General features: G+C 67.7%; 18 protein-coding genes. 7 read left to right on the top strand and 11 right to left on the bottom strand.

The window, feature by feature from the left end; translation table 11 throughout:
* Nucleotides 1-74: 74 nt before the first annotated feature.
* The 4 genes from ACIQTX_RS19125 to ACIQTX_RS19110 form a co-directional block, all read right to left on the bottom strand.
* Nucleotides 75-410, bottom strand: a complete 336-nt coding sequence (locus ACIQTX_RS19125) for a hypothetical protein (RefSeq protein ID WP_028502985.1) — start codon at nucleotides 408-410, stop codon at nucleotides 75-77.
* A gap of 62 nt (nucleotides 411-472) precedes the next feature.
* A complete protein-coding gene (locus ACIQTX_RS19120; protein WP_402975340.1) occupies nucleotides 473-781 on the bottom strand; it encodes a protealysin inhibitor emfourin in 309 nt (102 codons plus the stop codon).
* On the bottom strand, nucleotides 756-1,826 hold the full coding sequence (locus ACIQTX_RS19115; RefSeq protein ID WP_402975337.1) for a M4 family metallopeptidase: 1,071 nt from the start codon (nucleotides 1,824-1,826) through the stop codon (nucleotides 756-758). The genes ACIQTX_RS19120 and ACIQTX_RS19115 overlap by 26 nt, the downstream gene beginning before the upstream one ends.
* A 125-nt stretch (nucleotides 1,827-1,951) precedes the next feature.
* Nucleotides 1,952-2,395: a hypothetical protein gene (locus ACIQTX_RS19110; RefSeq protein WP_402975334.1), complete on the bottom strand. Its 444-nt coding sequence runs from the start codon at nucleotides 2,393-2,395 to the stop codon at nucleotides 1,952-1,954.
* 163 nt (nucleotides 2,396-2,558) lie between these two features.
* Between ACIQTX_RS19110 and ACIQTX_RS19105 the strand changes: the two genes are divergently transcribed.
* Genes ACIQTX_RS19105 through ACIQTX_RS19085 form a run of 5 tightly spaced genes read left to right on the top strand, consistent with a single transcriptional unit; the run spans nucleotide 2,559 to nucleotide 7,955 of the window.
* Nucleotides 2,559-3,875, top strand: coding sequence for an ABC transporter substrate-binding protein (locus tag ACIQTX_RS19105; protein ID WP_402975331.1), 1,317 nt, complete (start codon nucleotides 2,559-2,561; stop codon nucleotides 3,873-3,875).
* Between the two features lie 2 nt (nucleotides 3,876-3,877).
* Nucleotides 3,878-4,840, top strand: a complete 963-nt coding sequence (locus ACIQTX_RS19100; protein ID WP_402975328.1) for a carbohydrate ABC transporter permease — start codon at nucleotides 3,878-3,880, stop codon at nucleotides 4,838-4,840.
* Nucleotides 4,837-5,781, top strand: coding sequence for a carbohydrate ABC transporter permease (locus tag ACIQTX_RS19095; protein WP_402975325.1), 945 nt, complete (start codon nucleotides 4,837-4,839; stop codon nucleotides 5,779-5,781). The genes ACIQTX_RS19100 and ACIQTX_RS19095 overlap by 4 nt, the downstream gene beginning before the upstream one ends.
* A complete protein-coding gene (locus ACIQTX_RS19090) occupies nucleotides 5,778-7,409 on the top strand; it encodes an amylo-alpha-1,6-glucosidase (protein ID WP_402975322.1) in 1,632 nt (543 codons plus the stop codon). The genes ACIQTX_RS19095 and ACIQTX_RS19090 overlap by 4 nt, the downstream gene beginning before the upstream one ends.
* A 48-nt stretch (nucleotides 7,410-7,457) precedes the next feature.
* Nucleotides 7,458-7,955, top strand: coding sequence for a GNAT family N-acetyltransferase (locus tag ACIQTX_RS19085; RefSeq protein WP_402975319.1), 498 nt, complete (start codon nucleotides 7,458-7,460; stop codon nucleotides 7,953-7,955).
* A gap of 49 nt (nucleotides 7,956-8,004) precedes the next feature.
* On the opposite strand, the gene ACIQTX_RS19080 is transcribed toward ACIQTX_RS19085, so the two are convergent.
* From ACIQTX_RS19080 to ACIQTX_RS19060, 5 genes are all read right to left on the bottom strand, one after another.
* Nucleotides 8,005-8,277 carry a DUF6510 family protein gene (locus ACIQTX_RS19080; protein ID WP_402975316.1) on the bottom strand — a complete coding sequence of 91 codons (273 nt, stop codon included), beginning with the start codon at nucleotides 8,275-8,277 and terminating at the stop codon, nucleotides 8,005-8,007.
* On the bottom strand, nucleotides 8,277-9,002 hold the full coding sequence (locus ACIQTX_RS19075; RefSeq protein WP_402975314.1) for a ferredoxin reductase: 726 nt from the start codon (nucleotides 9,000-9,002) through the stop codon (nucleotides 8,277-8,279). The genes ACIQTX_RS19080 and ACIQTX_RS19075 overlap by 1 nt, the downstream gene beginning before the upstream one ends.
* Entirely contained in the window at nucleotides 8,999-9,592 is a 594-nt protein-coding gene (locus tag ACIQTX_RS19070) for a sulfite oxidase-like oxidoreductase (RefSeq protein ID WP_402975311.1), read from the bottom strand. The genes ACIQTX_RS19075 and ACIQTX_RS19070 overlap by 4 nt, the downstream gene beginning before the upstream one ends.
* Before the next feature lie 49 nt (nucleotides 9,593-9,641).
* Nucleotides 9,642-10,139: a carboxymuconolactone decarboxylase family protein gene (locus ACIQTX_RS19065; RefSeq protein WP_402975309.1), complete on the bottom strand. Its 498-nt coding sequence runs from the start codon at nucleotides 10,137-10,139 to the stop codon at nucleotides 9,642-9,644.
* A 128-nt stretch (nucleotides 10,140-10,267) separates the two neighbouring features.
* The gene (locus ACIQTX_RS19060) at nucleotides 10,268-10,942 is read right to left on the bottom strand and encodes a GntR family transcriptional regulator (RefSeq protein WP_402975306.1); all 675 of its coding nucleotides are present in this window, start codon (nucleotides 10,940-10,942) and stop codon (nucleotides 10,268-10,270) included.
* A gap of 134 nt (nucleotides 10,943-11,076) precedes the next feature.
* Here ACIQTX_RS19060 and ACIQTX_RS19055 point away from each other — a divergent pair, with 134 nt between their 5' ends.
* Together ACIQTX_RS19055 and ACIQTX_RS19050 are read left to right on the top strand one after the other, a co-directional pair.
* Nucleotides 11,077-12,165 carry a mandelate racemase/muconate lactonizing enzyme family protein gene (locus ACIQTX_RS19055; protein WP_402975303.1) on the top strand — a complete coding sequence of 363 codons (1,089 nt, stop codon included), beginning with the start codon at nucleotides 11,077-11,079 and terminating at the stop codon, nucleotides 12,163-12,165.
* Nucleotides 12,166-12,243: 78 nt separating this feature from the next.
* Entirely contained in the window at nucleotides 12,244-13,617 is a 1,374-nt protein-coding gene (locus tag ACIQTX_RS19050) for an MFS transporter (protein ID WP_402975300.1), read from the top strand.
* Between the two features lie 64 nt (nucleotides 13,618-13,681).
* Here the strand turns inward: ACIQTX_RS19050 and ACIQTX_RS19045 are convergent, their stop codons facing one another.
* Nucleotides 13,682-14,500: an SDR family oxidoreductase gene (locus tag ACIQTX_RS19045; protein WP_402975298.1), complete on the bottom strand. Its 819-nt coding sequence runs from the start codon at nucleotides 14,498-14,500 to the stop codon at nucleotides 13,682-13,684.
* 212 nt (nucleotides 14,501-14,712) lie between these two features.
* Complete coding sequence (locus ACIQTX_RS19040) at nucleotides 14,713-15,369, bottom strand: GntR family transcriptional regulator (protein WP_402975295.1); 657 nt, start codon at nucleotides 15,367-15,369, stop codon at nucleotides 14,713-14,715.
* Between the last annotated feature and the right edge of the window lie 29 nt (nucleotides 15,370-15,398).

Raw genomic sequence — 15,398 nt, 5'->3', positions numbered from 1 at the left:
TGTGAACCCGTGTGCGAGCGGCCGGGCCGGATTCACACGCGATTGATCGGATGCCGTCGGTCGAGGCGTACCGCTCAGGCCGAGGCCGCGCGGCGGAAGGTGAAGTATCCCGAAACGGCTCCGTGATTCACAACGCCGGCGCCCGTGCTCAGCACCCGCTCTGAGGTCGTGGCTCCTGACTCGACGAAGGCGTACCCCGTGTGCTCGAGCCGCCAACCGACCCGCTCGACTTGGCCGAGGAAGTACCCGATGCTCTCGTTCTGGAGGTAGTCGTTCGCGGCCGAACCCCACGACGAAGGGGCTCCGATGAGGCGACTGACCTCGACATGCAGGTGAAGCAGCGGGTCGCCTCGGGTGTGCGCTTCGCGCGCCGCGCCGAGCAGTCTTTCTGCTTCGTCGGATGTCAGCATGATCCCCCTTCGCGCCGGTGTCGCCCGCAACTTCACCTGAGAGCGTACGTCGCCTGATGGCGTCAGACCGATGCCGCGCGCACAGCTTCGACGAGGGTGAGCCAGGGGCCATCGAGCGCGGAGTCCGGCAGCTCGCGCTCTCGGCGCTCCGATGGCGTGCGTGCTCTGATGCTCCAGACGAACCGGTCGGCGCCGACGCCGGCATCCGTCTCCTGGTCCCACGGGCACCGGTCGATCAGGTCGATCCATTCCACTGCGGCGTCGTCAGATTCCGCCTCGACCTGCCACTGACGGCGGATGCCGGCGATGCCGCCTGTGCGCACCACCGCGATCACGACCTGCGCGTCAGTCGGTGGAGGGGACTCGCTCATCTTCATAGACTCCCACGGTCGTCCACGCCCGTCGAGCCGCTGCGGCTGTGGCGGCATCGATCGCGGTGGCCGCGGCGACAGTGGCGTCGGCGAACTGCGTGAACGTCGCGGTGCTCGACAGGCCGCCGGTGAGGGCGCGGTACCAGACGGTTCCCGCGCGCTCCCAGGCTTTGCCGCCGAGGTCGATGGCGAACAGGGCGAACGCGCGGTTGGGGATGCCGGAGTTGATGTGCACGCCGCCGTTGTCTTCGGTCGTGCGTACGAAGCCGCTCATGTGGTCGGGCTGCGGGTCTTTGCCGAGCTCGTCATCGTCGTAGGCGGTGCCCGGCGCGATCATCGAGCGCAGCGCGGCGCCCTCGACGGCGTCGGTGAAGATCTCGGCGCCGATGAGCCACGTCGCCTGATCGGCACTCTGCCCGAGGGCGTACTGCTCGGTGAGGGCGCCGAACACATCGGCGATCGACTCGTTCAGGGCGCCGGGCTGCCCCTGGTACTCGAGGTTCGCGGTGTGCTGCACCACGCCGTGGGCGAGCTCGTGCCCGATGACCGTGAGCGAGCCGGTGAAGTGCTGGAAAACCTCGCCGTCGCCGTCGCCGAACACCATGCGCTCGCCGTCCCAGAACGCGTTGTCGTAGTCGACGCCGTAGTGCACGGTCGCATCCAGCGGTGCGCCGGCATCGTCGAGGGAGTTGCGCTCGAACGCGGCCAGCAGCATCTCGAACGTGGCGCCGAGTCCGTCGAAGGCCTCGTTCACCGCGGTGTCTTCGACCGGGGCATCGTCTTCGCCGCGCACGACGGCGCCGGGCAGCTGCTGCGTGTTGCCGGCGTCGCTGATCGTGCGGTTCGGAGCATCCGACAACTGTGCCACGAGGTCGCCGTTCTCGTCGATCGAAAGGTCGATGCGGGCGCGGAACGGCGGGCGCCCGGCCGTCAGCGTCTGCCGTGCGGCGGCGGCGGCCTTCGGGAAACGACCCGACTCGGCCAGGCGTGCGAGCAGATAGGAGGGGACCACTCCATGACGTGTTTCGGATGCTGTGCTGCTCATGTTGCGACCCTACGCCGAGGCGCAGACGTTCGGGCGTTGCGGGGCGGAGATGTCCCCGAAGGGAGGAAGGATGTGGTCCGGTTGTCCGCCGGACGCGGAGTTCTCCGCCCGCCCCGGATGCGGGGTCAGTCCCTTTCGATGCTCAGCACGGTCGTCCGCAGGCCGTCGGACTCGTATTGCACCGGCATGCCCGGATGGTCGATCGAGAACCAGAAGACGCCGTCGTCGGTGTCGTACCTGCGGCAGGTGAGTTCGCCGAGCGGTGTCGACAGGCGCACGGTCGACACACTCGTCGTGTCGGCGTCGAACGCCGCGTGGCCCTGCAACTCGGCCCAGGTAACGCGGTTCGAGACGACGGCACTCGGGTCTTCGGCCGCCCACCGCGCGAGGGTCGCGCCCTCTTCATCGGTGTCGCTGAAGCGGTTGACGTGTTCGCCCATCGGGCCGTCCGGTCCCTCCAGGAGGAGCCGGATCAGCCTCCCGGCTCCGGTGGCGTCACGGATCTCGTCGGCGGTGAACGGTGTCGGCAGGAGCCCTGGTCCGAGCAGGTGCGGGTCGGAATCGGTCATGAAGACAGTCTGCGCCCTGGTCCGACTCTCACGTCACGGGATGGTCTCGATGGCCTGGTCCGCATCGGGATTCCTTGACAGGATTGCGTTCTGTATACAGAATACCAGTACGCCCGAAGGGGTGATCCCGACCTGATCTTCCAATGATGAAAGAGGTAGCGAGATGGCACGTGCGAACGTGACGCGGTATCTGGCCCTGGGCGTCGCCGGCGCTCTGGCACTCGGACTCGCCGCGTGCAGCGGTGGGGGTGGAGGCGGCGGCGGTGGCGTCGACGCCGACGGCAACGCGACCGTCGTCTGGTCCACCTGGGGCACGGCCGACGAGCTCACCCGCTACGAGGAGTTCAACAAGGACTTCATGAAGCGCCACCCCGACATCAAGGTCAAGCTCCAGCCGGTGGCCGACTACGGCGACTACCACTCCAAGCTGCTCGCGCAGCTCACCAGCAACACCGCTCCCGACGTGTTCTACGTCGGTGATGACAAGATCGGCCAGTTCGTCGACTCGAAGCGACTGATGCCGCTGAGCGACCTGATGGACTCGAAGGACAGCAAGACGAAGAAGGATGACTTCTTCCCCGGGCTCTTCGGCGCGGCCGAGAACGACGGCGAGGTGTACGCCGCTCCGAACGACTCCAACCCCGACGTGTTCTGGTACGACAAGCAGGCGCTCGCCGCGGCCGGCATCACCGAGGACCCGGCGACCCTGGCCGAGAACGGCGAGTGGACGACCGACAAGTTCCTCGAGATGAACAAGAAGCTCCACGAGGCGGGCCTCACCGGGACCATGTACTGGAACTACTGGGCCACGCACTGGAGCTGGCTCTCGTCACAGGGCCTCGACGCTCCGTACGACGACTCCGGCGCGTTCGTCGCGAACAAGGATGCCGCAACCGTCGAGTCTGTGCAGCAGCTCGGTGACCTGTTCGAGGACGGCACCTTCGTCGTCGCGGATTCTCTTCCGGACGGCGCCGGCGCCGACAGCGTCTTCGTCACGCACAAGGCCGGCTTCTTCGTGCAGGGTCGGTACACGATCGGTACGGTCGATGCGACCGGCGAGCAGGACAGCTACGACATCGTGCAGTGGCCGACTCCTGACGGTGAGGCCGCGCCCACAGGGGTGGCGACCAGCTTCCTCGCCATCAACGGCAAGACCAAGGTGAAAGACGCGGCGTTCACGTTCTGGACCGAGTTCCTCTCGGCCGAGGGCCAGACGTTCCGCCTCCAGGGCGGTGGCAACGCGGTCCCGTCGATCAAGGGTGCCGACGACGTCGTGCTCGAAGGCGACTACCCCGCGCACGCACAGACCTTCCTCGACATGCGCGACATCGGCTTCGAGGACTACCCCGCCGAGGCGCGGGTGCCCGGTCTGCCGACCGCGATCGCCGACGAGTTCCTGAAGCTCTACCAGGGCAAGACCGACGCACAGGCGACGCTCGACACCATCGCCGACGTGGTCAAGGAACGGTCGGAGAAGTAGGCGTGAGCACTCTCACCGAGAACGGGCGGATGCCGCAGGTCACCCCTGCGGCATCCGCCCCGCCCCTGCGGAAGGAGGCGCTGTGGCGCCGCCGCGACCGACTGTGGGGGTACGTCTTCGTCGGCCCGCAGATGATCGGCATGGGGCTGTTCGTCGTGTTGCCGTTCGCCGCGAGCCTGGTGCTGGCGTTCGCGGACTGGGACGGCCTGACCGACCTCACCTGGGTGGGCTTCGCCAACTTCGCCGACCAGCTGACCGATCCGCTCCTCGGCCGTGCGATCATCAACACGCTCATCATCGCGATCGTAACGGTCCCGATCGGCCTGGGCCTCTCGGTGATCGTCGCCGTCGCGCTCGAGAAGCTCAAGACGCGCACGCTCTACCTGATCCTGTTCTTCGCCCCCGTCGTGACCTCCACGGTCGCGGTGGCGATGATCTGGCAGCAGATGTTCCGCTCCGACGGCCTGCTGTCCACGACGATCTCGAAGGTCTTCGGGGTCACCCCTCCCGACTGGCTGCAGGACCCGAAGCTCGCGCTCCTCGCCGTCTGCATCGTCACGATCTGGTCGTCGATGGGCCTCAACGTCGTGATCTTCCTCGCCGGGCTGCAGAACATCTCGCCCTCGGTGATCGAGGCCGCGCGGATCGACGGTGCCGGCCCCTGGCGGCTGTTCACCAGCATCCGCCTGCCGCTGCTCTCGCCGATCGTGTTCTTCTCATCGGTGGTCGCCTTCATCTCTTCCCTGCAGACCTTCGACACGGTCTACGTGCTCGTGCAGGATGCGGGGCCCGACAACGCGACCCGCACGATCGTCTATCACATCTTCGATCTGGGCTTCGGGCGCTTCGAGTTCGGTCCGTCGAGTGCCGCCAGCATCATCCTGCTGGTGCTCACCCTCGTCATCACCGCGGTGCAGTTCGGCGCGCAGAAGAAGTTCGTCCACTACGAGGATGACCCCGCATGAGCATCCAGACGCCCCCGCTGACCGGTCCCGCCCCGGCGACCGACTCCACCATCGCGATCACCGCGCCCGGCTACCGTTCGCGTGGTCGAGGTGGCCCCGCCGTCGACCGCGCGCGCCGACGCGTCGGCTCGACCGTGCTGCACGTCGTGCTCATCATCGCCGGGATCGGCATGGTGTTCCCGTTCATCTGGATGCTGCTGACCTCGTTCAAGACGCTGCCGCAGCTGCTGAAGAACCCGCTCCAGTTCCTCCCGGACCCCTGGACCTTCGACAACTACACCCAGGCCTGGAACGCCGTGCCCTTCGGCCAGGCGTACCTGAACAGCGCCTACATCGCGATCCTCGTGGTGGCGGGCACCCTGCTCACGGCATCGATGGCCGGCTACGCGTTCGCGCGCATCCGGTTCCGCGGCAGCAAAGTGCTCTTCATCGTGTTCCTCGCGACCCAGATGATCCCGAAGCAGGTGACGCTCATCCCGTTCTACCTGCTGATGTCGAACCTCGGGTGGGTGGACTCGCATCTCGCGCTGATCGTGCCGGGCATCATGGCGAACCCGTTCGCGGTGTTCCTGATGCGGCAGTTCGTGCTGGCGTTGCCGCGTGAGCTCGAAGAGGCGGCGATCGTCGACGGCGCCGGCCGCTTGCGCATCTTCTGGAGCGTCGTGCTCCCGAACCTGAAGCCCGGCCTTGCCGCGCTCAGCATCATCGTGGCCCTCGACGTGTGGAACGCCTTCCTGTTCCCGCTCGTGCTGCTGAACTCGCCCGACCTGTTCACGGTGCCGCTGCTGCTGAACGCCTTCGAGGGTCAGCAGGGCTCGATCAACTATGGGCTCGTGATGGCGGCTTCTGCGATCGCGACCGTGCCGATGCTGATCGTGTTCGTGATCGGTCAGCGCAAGATCCTCAACAGCATGGCCGCGTCAGGGCTCGGAGGACGATGATGACGGATGCCGCGGCCCTCGCCGGGCGACACCTCGATCTGGTTTCCGCGCCCTTCACGCTGCCGCGCTCGCGGGTGATCGTGTTCCGGGAGGGCGACGGCGTGCGCGTGCACACCTCGGAGTATGAGCGGCGGCTGTCGGAGTGCCGGGTGCTGGATCTACTGACCGTGGTGGATGCCGCGGGCGAAGTGCTTCCGGTGACGGATGTGCTTCCGGCGCAGGTGATGTTCGGAGGGGGCGCGGCGACGCTGACGTTCGCCGACCCGTCGACGTTGAGCCTCGGCGGCGAACCAGGGCTGCGGGTGCGGCTGAGGCGTCCGGACGGGAGCGAGGAGGAGCATCCGCTGAGCGACGGCATCCGCCTCTGCATCGCCGCCGACCGCGCTGTCGAGGCCGAACCCGGCGATCATGCCGCAGCGCTCGCCGCGACCGAGCGGATCTGGGCCGAGTGGTTCGCGAAGTGCCCGATCGTGCGAGACGACCTGCAGGAGATGACCGCGTTCTGCTGGTGGGTGCTGGGTGCGAACATCGTCGAGCTGCCGTCGCTCGGCGATGCCAGGGCGATCGTGCCGTCGAAGATCGGGTACGTGGGGCTGTGGCAGTGGGACGCGTACTTCATCGCCGTAGGGCTGCGGCACGGCGACCCGGAGCTCGCTCGCGAGCAACTCGACATCGCCTTCCGGTTCCCGCAGCACGACGGGCAGCTGCCCGATGTCGTGCATGAGCTCGGGGTGCTCGCGACCAGCGATGACCTGCCGGAGAGCGACCGTGCGAACCTGCGCAGAGCCGGATCGCAGATCGCCGATCCGACCGTGCCGGTGCCGTTGACCAAGCCGCCGCTCGCCGCGTGGGCGCTGCGCAAGGTGCTCGAGGTCGAGGACGCGCCCGACTACGCGCGCGTGCAGCTGGCCCGCATCGTCCGTTCGCAGGACTGGTGGTTCGCCGGGAGCGACCTCGACCACGACGGGATGCCGGAGTACGGGCATCCGTACTCCTCCGGCCTCGACGACAGCCCGATCTTCGACGGTCCGCTCCCGACCGCGGCTCCTGACCTGGGGGCCTACCTCGTGCGGCAGGACCTCGAGCTCGCGTCATTGCTGGAGACCTACGAGCCGGATGCCGACGCGACGCGGCTCCGCGAGCGGGCAGCGACCACGCAGAAGCGGCTGCTGCGCATGTGGGATCCCGAGCGGGCACGGTTCCTCGCGTACGGCGGCGGGGAGCAGCAGCTCAGCGACACGGTCGTCGGGCTGATGCCGCTGCTCACCGGCACGCTGCCCGAACCGATCGCCGGGGCGTTGCGCGCGGCCGTCGACGATCCGGAGCGCTTCGCCCTGCCGTGGGGGCTGCCCACGGTCGCGGCATCCGATCCCGACTTCTCGGAGGAGCGGATGTGGCGCGGGCCGGTATGGGTCAACACGAGCATGCTCGTCGCCGAGGGGCTCGAGGCCTCGGGGTATGCCGAGCGTGCGCGGGAGCTGCGAGAGCAGACCGTTGCGCTCGTGATCCACGGCGGGGGACCGCACGAGTACTTCAACCCCCGCACCGGATTCAAGGCCGAGCGTGCGACGACGGCCTTCGGTTGGTCGGCTGCGCTGTTCATCGACCTCGCCGTTCAGCTCAGCTGAGCGCCTTCGAAGTAGCTGCGCCCCGTGGGTGCCTGCTTAGCTGATGTGATGCATGAACCGCGCACGATCACGCTCGAAGACCCGCGCTCACCGGATGGTCGAGCGATCCTGGAGTCCTTCTTCGCGGAAGTCATCGGTCGGTACTGGGGCAGGCCCGCCACCCCGACGGAGGTCGAGCAGGAGATGCTCCGCGACCCCAGCGACGATCTCCGGGATGACGCGGGATTCCTCCTCGTGGTTCGAGACGGCGCCCAGGCGGTCGGCTGCGGAGGCGTTCGATTCGTCGGACCGGGAGCGGGGGAGATCACCCGGGTGTACATCGATCCCGTCGCGCGCGGGCGCGGTGTCGGCCGCTCGCTGATCCACGAGCTCGAATCGATGAGCGCCGAGCGTGGTCTGCACACTCTCCGGCTGACCGTTCGCAGTGACCTCGCCGAGGCGCATCGGCTCTACCAGCGACTCGGATATGTACCAGTCGTCCCCTTCTCCGACTCGCCCTACGCCGACCACCAGCTGGCGAAGAAGCTGGATGCGCCGTCCTCGTAAGGAGATCGATGACGGGCTCCGTGATCGGGAACGGGGATGACCCGGGGCGCTAGCCGGAGGAGCCGACCGCGTGCAGCAGCCCGACGCGCATCGACGTGCCGTCGGGGGACTGCAGCACGGTGAAGAGGGTGCGGGTGCAGGTGCGGCACCGCACGATGGCGGCGTGGCGATCCAGCTCGACCACGGCCTCGGCGAACGCCGCGAGCGAGCCGCATCCACCGCAGGTGCCGACCAGTGCGGTGACGTCGGCGCCGAAGAGGTCCCAGAGCATGCCCGCGATCGCGTTTCCGTCGACGATCTGAGCGGGGGCGGCAGCATCCATCACTTTCCTCCGAATCGTTCGGTGCGCACACGTTCCGGCGCATGCCCGAGACCGACCAGCAGGTCGGCCACATGTTCCACGAACCCGGTGGGCCCGCACACGAAGACCAGGGGAGCGCGTTCCGGCGGCCAGGTGGCGTCCCGGAGCACGTCTTCAGTGACGCGTCCGACGGTTCCCGCCCATCCGGCGGGAGCGGAGCGGGTGAATACCCATCGCACATCCGCTGCCGCACCTGCGGGTGCCGCGTCGAGCTCGCTGCGATAGAGGGCCTCGTCCGGAGCGCGCACCGAGTAGAGCAACCTCACCGAGTCGGTCGCGCCGGTGGACTGAGCCGCCCGCACTATCGACATCAGCGGCACGATGCCGGAACCGCCGGCGATGAGCTGCACGGGACCGGGAGTCTCCGGGCGCCACACGAAGAATCTTCCCAGTGGGCCCTTCACCTCGAGCTCGTCGCCGACACGGATGTCCCGCACCAGGTAGGGGGAGACCTCGCCGTCGGGGATCTCGTCGACCGCGAGTTCGATCGTCTCGCTGTCGCCGAAGGAGGCGAGCGAGTAGGAGCGGACCGCCTGGTAGCCGTCTTCGGCGGTGAGCCGGACATCGACGTGCTGTCCCGGGTCGCTCCCCGGCCAGCCCGGCACGCTGAGCCGGATCGTGCGAGCCGAATCCGTCTCGGCGTGCGCGCCCGTCACCCGCGCCTCACGCCAGCCGCCTACCGTCACCAATAGCGTTCCTCCGTCCACGGATCGCCGTGCATGTTGTAGCCGTTCTGCTCCCAGAATCCCGGGGCATCCTCCTCCATCAGAGTGAGCGCCCTGAGCCACTTCGCGCTCTTCCAGAAGTACAGGTGCGGCACGATCAGGCGGGCGGGGCCGCCGTGCTCCGGGTCGAGAGGCTCGCCTTCGAACTCGAAAGCGACCCACGACTGTCCGCCGAGAAGGTCATCGAGTGCGACGTTCGTGGTGTATCCGCCGTAGGAATGCGCCATCGCGAAGGAGGCGGCGGTGTCGATCCCCTCGAAGAGCGTGTCGAGAGAAACCCCGCGCCAGGAAGTGCCGAGCTTCGACCATCGCGTCACGCAGTGGATGTCGGTGTGCACGTCTTCGATGGGCAGCTCGTGCAGCTGGTCCCACGTCCAGGAGACGACCTCGCCGACCTCGTTGCGGATGCCGAAGCTCCACTCCGACATGTGGATGTTCGGTGTCGGCCCCGCGGACAGTACGGGGAAGTCCTCGGTGAGGTACTGCCCCGGCGGGAGTTCCGGCTTGCTCTCCCTGCGTCGAGCACCGAAACCTCGGGATATCACGGCCATGATCTTGCTCCTGTCGGTGGATGGGATCCTGCGTGGCAGGCGGAGTGGTTCAGACGGTGCTCCGCGGTGTGTGGCCCCGCGCGAGGAACAGCCGGGTCCAGACATCCATGTTGATGATCACCATCGTGAGGGCCTCGATGGCGGCATTGTCGAAGTGCCGGCGAAGCTCGTCGTGTGCGGGCTGGATGTCTCCCTGACGCAGGCCGGAGAGCGCCTCCGTGTACGCGAAAGCCGCCGTCTCGGCGTCGGTGAACTGCGAGGATTCGCGCCAGGCCGAGATGACGTCGACCTTCACCGACGGGATGTCGAGGCGCCGAGCCTCCTGCGCGTGGAGGATCGTGCAGTACGCGCACCGGCTGTTCACGGCCACGAGGAGCCGGACGAGTTCGCCGAGCTGGGGGTCCAGTGGCAGCGATGCGCCGGCGGGTGTTCCGTACGCCGCCGCCATCGCGCGAGGGATCGCATCGAAGCCCGTCTCGTTGTGGTCGATGCGGGTGTCGACGAACTCGATCCCCTCGAAGTGTCGGGCGGTGATCTCGGAGTCCATGATCCATCCCTCGCTTCGGGCCGGCCGGGAAGCGGGCGGGCGCCCATGCCCGAAACCATGAGTCCATCACGCATGCGACGGAAATGCACCCGGATGGGGCCGTGAAATATCGGTTGGCCCGCGATCGCCTACCCGCGGGTACGTGTGGCCAGCCGCTCCTGTGCGGTGCGCAGGTGCTCGGCCATGGCGGCTTCGGCTCCGGCGCCGTCGCCCGAGAGGATCGTCTCCACGATCCGCACGTGTTCCTCGAGAGTGGCCTCTCCCGTCTCCACGTCGTAGGCGAGTCGGAAGGCATGGAGATGGAAATGGGTGCGCTCGAGCGCTCTGGCGACCGCGATGTTTCCCGACGCTCTCGCGATCAGCTGATGCAGCAGCGCGTCGTGCTCACTGAATCTGGCGTAGTCCGTCAGATCTGCCGACCGGGGGGCGTCCGCGTATCGGTGAAGCTCGGCCGCCAGAGCCTCACGCTCCGCATCGGTCGCGCGTTCAGCGGCCCGGCGCGCGGACACGGGCTCGAGCAGCTGGCGGAGATCATAGAGGTCGGCCAGTTCGCGTGCGGTGAGCACCGGCGTGGTGCGGTAGCCCTTGAGGTGCGTCTTGCGCACCAGGCCGGCATCCTCGAGTCGCGTCAATGCTTCCCGGATGGGCGTCGGAGACACATCGAGTCGCTTGCCGAGGGCATTGATGTTCACCCGGGCGTCTGCGGGAAGCTCGTTGCTGAGGATGAGGGACACGAGTCCTTCGTAGACGTTCTCGGCAAGCGTCGGATCCTCGGGATCCCGCTCGTCGTCTGCTGGCGCCATGCCCGCAATCCTAGTGCGGGGGATGCCGGTCGCCCGTGGCATCCGAGGGGCGCGGTTGACATCGAATCGAGGAGCGGGGTACGGTCGCAGAATCAAATTGAATTTGATTTATGAGCACTCGAGGAAGAGAAACCGTGACCCGCATCACCGCTGCAACCGCCCGACTGGTCGACATCGAGGTGGAGAAGGTCCGCACCGATGCCATGCAGTCCTTCCTCAAGCAGGAGACCATCATCGTCACGGTCGAGACCGCAGACGGACTCACCGGCCGGGGGTACTCCTACACGATCGGCACCGGTGGCCGCGCGACGCTCTCGATGCTCAACGAACACCTGCTGGCCACTCTCGTCGGTGAGGACTCGCGCCTCGTCGAACACCTGTGGCGGCGCCTCTACGACTCCACGCGCGCCACCTCGATCGGCGTCATCACCGCGCTCGCGCTGGCGGCCGTCGACACCGCCCTCTGGGATCTGCGTGCGCAGCGCGCAGTTCAGCCGCTGTGGATGATCGCCGGTGGGCACCGTCGCGCCGTGCCGCTCTACGACACCGAAGGTGGGTGGCTCCACGTCTCGGTGGACGAACTCGTCGACGAAGCCCGCGCTTCATCGGCCAGGGGGTGGAAGGGCGTGAAGATCAAGGTCGGCAAGCCCAGCATCGGCGAGGACGTGAGTCGCATCGCCGCCGTGCGCGAGGCCGTCGGCCGGGACGTCGAGATCATGGTCGATGCCAACCAGAGCTTGACATCGGCCGAGGCCATCCGCCGTGCCCACGCGTTCGAGCCGTTCGACCTCAGCTGGTTCGAGGAGCCGCTCCCTGCCGACGATGTGACCGGCCACGTGCGGCTCGCCCAGTCGACCAGCATCCCCATCGCCGTCGGTGAATCGATGTACTCCCTCGGACACTTCCGCGAGTACCTCGAGCGAGGTGCGGCAGGGATCGTGCAGGTCGACGTCGCGCGCATCGGCGGCATCACCCCCTGGCTCAAGGTCGCCCATCTCGCGGAGGCCTTCAACGTGCAGGTGAGCCCGCACTTCCTCATGGAGCTGCATGTGAGCCTTGCCGCGGCGATCCCCAACGGCCGCTTCGTCGAGCACATCCCGCAGTTGCGGGCCGTGACCGACAGCGAGATCGTGATCGAAGACGGGCACGCCCTCGCGCCGATGACGCCCGGCCTCGGCATCGACTGGAATCTGGACGCGCTCGACGACCGCACCGTCGCCTGAACGCACCCCACACCGCAGATCCGCACTACCCGCGCTCACCGATGAGCAGGCGGCGCTCGCCGTCATGAAAGGACGATGATGTCATCACCCACCCGCAGTCCCGCGCAGCAGCCGGTGCGATCCGGCAGGAAACCGACCGGATCCCGGGGAGTCGCCGCTGCCGCGCTGGTCGGGTCAGCGCTCGAGTGGTACGACTTCTACCTGTACGGCACGGCCGCGGCGCTGGTGTTCAACCGCATCATCTTCGTCAACGAAGACCCCCTGGTCGGCACCATGGCCGCCTTCGCCGCGTTCGGGCTCGGCTACATCATCCGCCCGCTCGGCGGACTCATCTTCGGGCGACTGGGTGATCATTTCGGACGCAAGTACGTCCTGGTGCTGACCCTGATGATCATGGGCATCTCGACAGTGCTGATGGCTTTCATGCCCACCTATGCGCAGATCGGGCTGTGGGCTCCCGCGTTGCTGATCCTCCTGCGCCTCGTGCAGGGCATCGGAGCCGGTGCCGAGTTCGGCGGCGCGGCGATCTTCTCCGTCGAGCACGCCGATCCGAAACGTCGGGGCCTGCAGGGGTCCTGGCCCGCCGTCGGCGTCTACCTCGGGCTGCTGCTCGCCTCCGGCGCCTTCGCGCTGGTCTCGTCTCTCCCGGAGGAGGACTTCCTGACCTGGGGGTGGCGGATCCCGTTCGCTGCGAGCATCGTCGTCGTCGCCGTCGCACTGGTCATCCGGCTCCGTCTCTCGGAGACCCCGGCGTTCCAGCAGGCTGTCGAACAGGACAAGGCTCCGGTCGCCCCGCTGCGCGAGGTGTTCACGAAGGAATGGCGGAGCATGCTCGTGCTCATCGGCACGCAGACACCGCAGAACGTCATCGCGTACATCAACCTGACCTTCATCGCCGCGTACCTCACGAGCACTTTGATGCTCGCCAACAGCGTGGGGCCGATCGCCGTGACCGTGGGGACCGCGGTCACGATGGTGACCCTCCCCCTGTTCGGCGCACTGTCGGACCGCATCGGACGAAAGCCCGTCGTGCTCGCCGGAATCATCTTCTCGGCGGTGTTCGCCTACCCCTACTTCCTCATCATCGACGGAACGCAGACGACGATCGGGGTGGCGATCGCGGTGACGGCGAGCCTGAGCCTCGGAGTCGGCGCGATGTTCGGGCCCCAGGGTGCGTACTTCTCCGAACTGTTCACGAGTCGCGCGCGCTTCACCGGTCTCGCATTCAGTCGTGAGGTCGCCGGTGCGGTCTCCGGCGGCTTCACCCCGCTCATCGCAGTGGCTCTCGTCGCGGCCGCCGGGGGATCGTCTTGGATGGTCGCGGCCTTCATCATCGCGGCGTGCGTCGTCGGCGCGGTCGCCACGGTCCTCGGACCGGAGACGCGCGGACGAAGCCTTCGCGTCGCCACTGTCGAGGAACTCGCCGAGTCCACCGGGAGCATGCGCGACTAGAGAGGTCTCTCGCAATCCGAGGCGGGTCGGCGTGCGAACGCAGGCCCGCCTCGGCTTGTGCCGATCAGGCGCGGAACAGCTCGACGTTCTCGCGTGCCCACTGCGCGAACGTGCGACCGGGACGACCCGTGAGGCGGGTCACCGTGTCCTGAACCACCTGCCCGATCTCGGGAGGATTCTTTGCCAGCTCGACACCGAACTCGACGTACCCCTCGTCGTACCCGAAGGCGCGCAGTCGCTCCCGCTCCTCGTCTTCGGTGAGTCGGATCCAGGTGACCTCTTCGCCGAGGGCGTCGGCGATGCGCGCGGTGCGCTCGGCCGGGGTCAGCGCCTCGGGCCCGGTCAGGTAGTACGTCTGCCCTTCGGCGGGCGCGCCGAGCAGCACCTCGACGGCGACTGCCGCGATGTCGGCCTCGTGCACCATGGCGCTCGGCCAGTCCGCCAGCGTGCGCACTCGTCGGTCGGACACGACCTCCGGAGCCCACTCACGCGCGTTCGACATGAACTCCACCGGGGCCAGCAGCGCCCAGGCGAGTTCGCTCTCGCGCAGTGCCGGCTCGAGGGTGCTCTCGTCCCATCCGCCGAGCACGCTCACGCGCTGCACACCAGCCGCCGCCGTCGCGGCGACGAGCTCGGCGCCGTTGGTCAGCGTCTCGCCGAACTCGCCGTTGAACGTGATGAAGTGCACAGCGTCGCAGCCCTCGATGGCCCGACGGAACGCGTCGGCGTCGGTGAGGTCGCCGCGGACGACGTCGACGCCCTCGGGGAGGTTCGCGCGCTGCGGATCACGGGTGAGCGCGCGAACGCTCTCGCCGCGTTCCACCAGTTGGCTGACGATGTGGCGTCCGACCGTGCCGGTTGCGCCTGTGACCAGGATTGTCATGAGGAGTCCCCTTCTTCGTGGTGGGACTCACTCTTCCGGGAAACGCGGACACATCCGGTCCGCGATTCCCGACGGCGGCGAAAAAGCGCGAAGACTCCTGGTGAAACGGCGAGCAAGCGCTGGTGAAACGGCGAGCAAGCGCTGGTGAAACGGCGAGCAAGAACTGGTGAAACGGCGAGCAAGAGGTGGTGAAGCGGCGAGCTCACCGGGGCCTACGCGGTGAAGTAGGAGCTCGTGGCGTTGTCGAGGATGCGCTGCATGCCGTGCATCCAGTTGAGCTTGAGGGCCTCGACCGCGCCGGGGATGTCACCGTCGGCGAGGTGGCGGGCGATCTCGACGTGCTCGGCGGCGACGCGCTCGACCTTGACGTCTTCGGGGACGAGCAGTGACTCGTAGCGGTGGAATGAGCTGCGCACGTTGTCGATCACGGCCAGGAGCCGGGTGTTCGGACAGGCCGACAGCATCACGGTGTGCCACTCGTCGTCCTTGGTGATGACGAGCTGGTGCTCCACGAGCTCGTCGGCGAAGGAGTCGGCCATCTCTTTGAGCTGCGTGCCGACGCGACGCAGCTCGTCGGGTGGGCTCAGCTCGAGCGCGAGGCTCTCGAGTGCCGCCAGAACGGGGGCGAGATCGCGGAACTCCGAGGCGCTGAGGGGGACGAACCGGAAGCCCTTGCCGTTCTCGCTCTCGATCTGCCCCTCGGATTCCAAGGCGATGAGCGCTTCGCGCAGCGGAGTGCGGCTGACGCCGAGTTCGGTGGCGAGCTGGACCTCGTTGATGCCCTCGCCCGGCTGCACGAGTCCGGCACGCATGCGGGTCAGCAGCTCCTGCCGAACCTGCGAGCGCAGGTTCTTGCGTTCGATCGCCATGCGTCCCCTCTTCTGCCGCCTGCCCGTCA

Origin of the sequence: Microbacterium sp. NPDC090281 (genome assembly GCF_044769635.1) — a bacterium.
GTDB lineage: Bacteria > Actinomycetota > Actinomycetes > Actinomycetales > Microbacteriaceae > Microbacterium.
The sequence above is the reverse complement of the archived record's forward strand: the minus strand, read 5'-3'. Positions and strand labels throughout refer to the sequence as shown.

Bases quoted from the DNA above. Each gene is read 5' to 3' on its own strand.
- ACIQTX_RS19125 (WP_028502985.1), bottom strand. From the start codon at position 410: ATGCTGACATCCGACGAAGCAGAAAGACTGCTCGGCGCGGCGCGCGAA.
- ACIQTX_RS19120 (WP_402975340.1), bottom strand. From the start codon at position 781: ATGAGCGAGTCCCCTCCACCGACTGACGCGCAGGTCGTGATCGCGGTG.
- ACIQTX_RS19115 (WP_402975337.1), bottom strand. From the start codon at position 1,826: ATGAGCAGCACAGCATCCGAAACACGTCATGGAGTGGTCCCCTCCTAT.
- ACIQTX_RS19110 (WP_402975334.1), bottom strand. From the start codon at position 2,395: ATGACCGATTCCGACCCGCACCTGCTCGGACCAGGGCTCCTGCCGACA.
- ACIQTX_RS19105 (WP_402975331.1), top strand. From the start codon at position 2,559: ATGGCACGTGCGAACGTGACGCGGTATCTGGCCCTGGGCGTCGCCGGC.
- ACIQTX_RS19095 (WP_402975325.1), top strand. From the start codon at position 4,837: ATGAGCATCCAGACGCCCCCGCTGACCGGTCCCGCCCCGGCGACCGAC.
- ACIQTX_RS19090 (WP_402975322.1), top strand. From the start codon at position 5,778: ATGATGACGGATGCCGCGGCCCTCGCCGGGCGACACCTCGATCTGGTT.
- ACIQTX_RS19085 (WP_402975319.1), top strand. From the start codon at position 7,458: ATGCATGAACCGCGCACGATCACGCTCGAAGACCCGCGCTCACCGGAT.
- ACIQTX_RS19080 (WP_402975316.1), bottom strand. From the start codon at position 8,277: ATGGATGCTGCCGCCCCCGCTCAGATCGTCGACGGAAACGCGATCGCG.
- ACIQTX_RS19070 (WP_402975311.1), bottom strand. From the start codon at position 9,592: ATGGCCGTGATATCCCGAGGTTTCGGTGCTCGACGCAGGGAGAGCAAG.
- ACIQTX_RS19065 (WP_402975309.1), bottom strand. From the start codon at position 10,139: ATGGACTCCGAGATCACCGCCCGACACTTCGAGGGGATCGAGTTCGTC.
- ACIQTX_RS19060 (WP_402975306.1), bottom strand. From the start codon at position 10,942: ATGGCGCCAGCAGACGACGAGCGGGATCCCGAGGATCCGACGCTTGCC.
- ACIQTX_RS19050 (WP_402975300.1), top strand. From the start codon at position 12,244: ATGTCATCACCCACCCGCAGTCCCGCGCAGCAGCCGGTGCGATCCGGC.
- ACIQTX_RS19045 (WP_402975298.1), bottom strand. From the start codon at position 14,500: ATGACAATCCTGGTCACAGGCGCAACCGGCACGGTCGGACGCCACATC.
- ACIQTX_RS19040 (WP_402975295.1), bottom strand. From the start codon at position 15,369: ATGGCGATCGAACGCAAGAACCTGCGCTCGCAGGTTCGGCAGGAGCTG.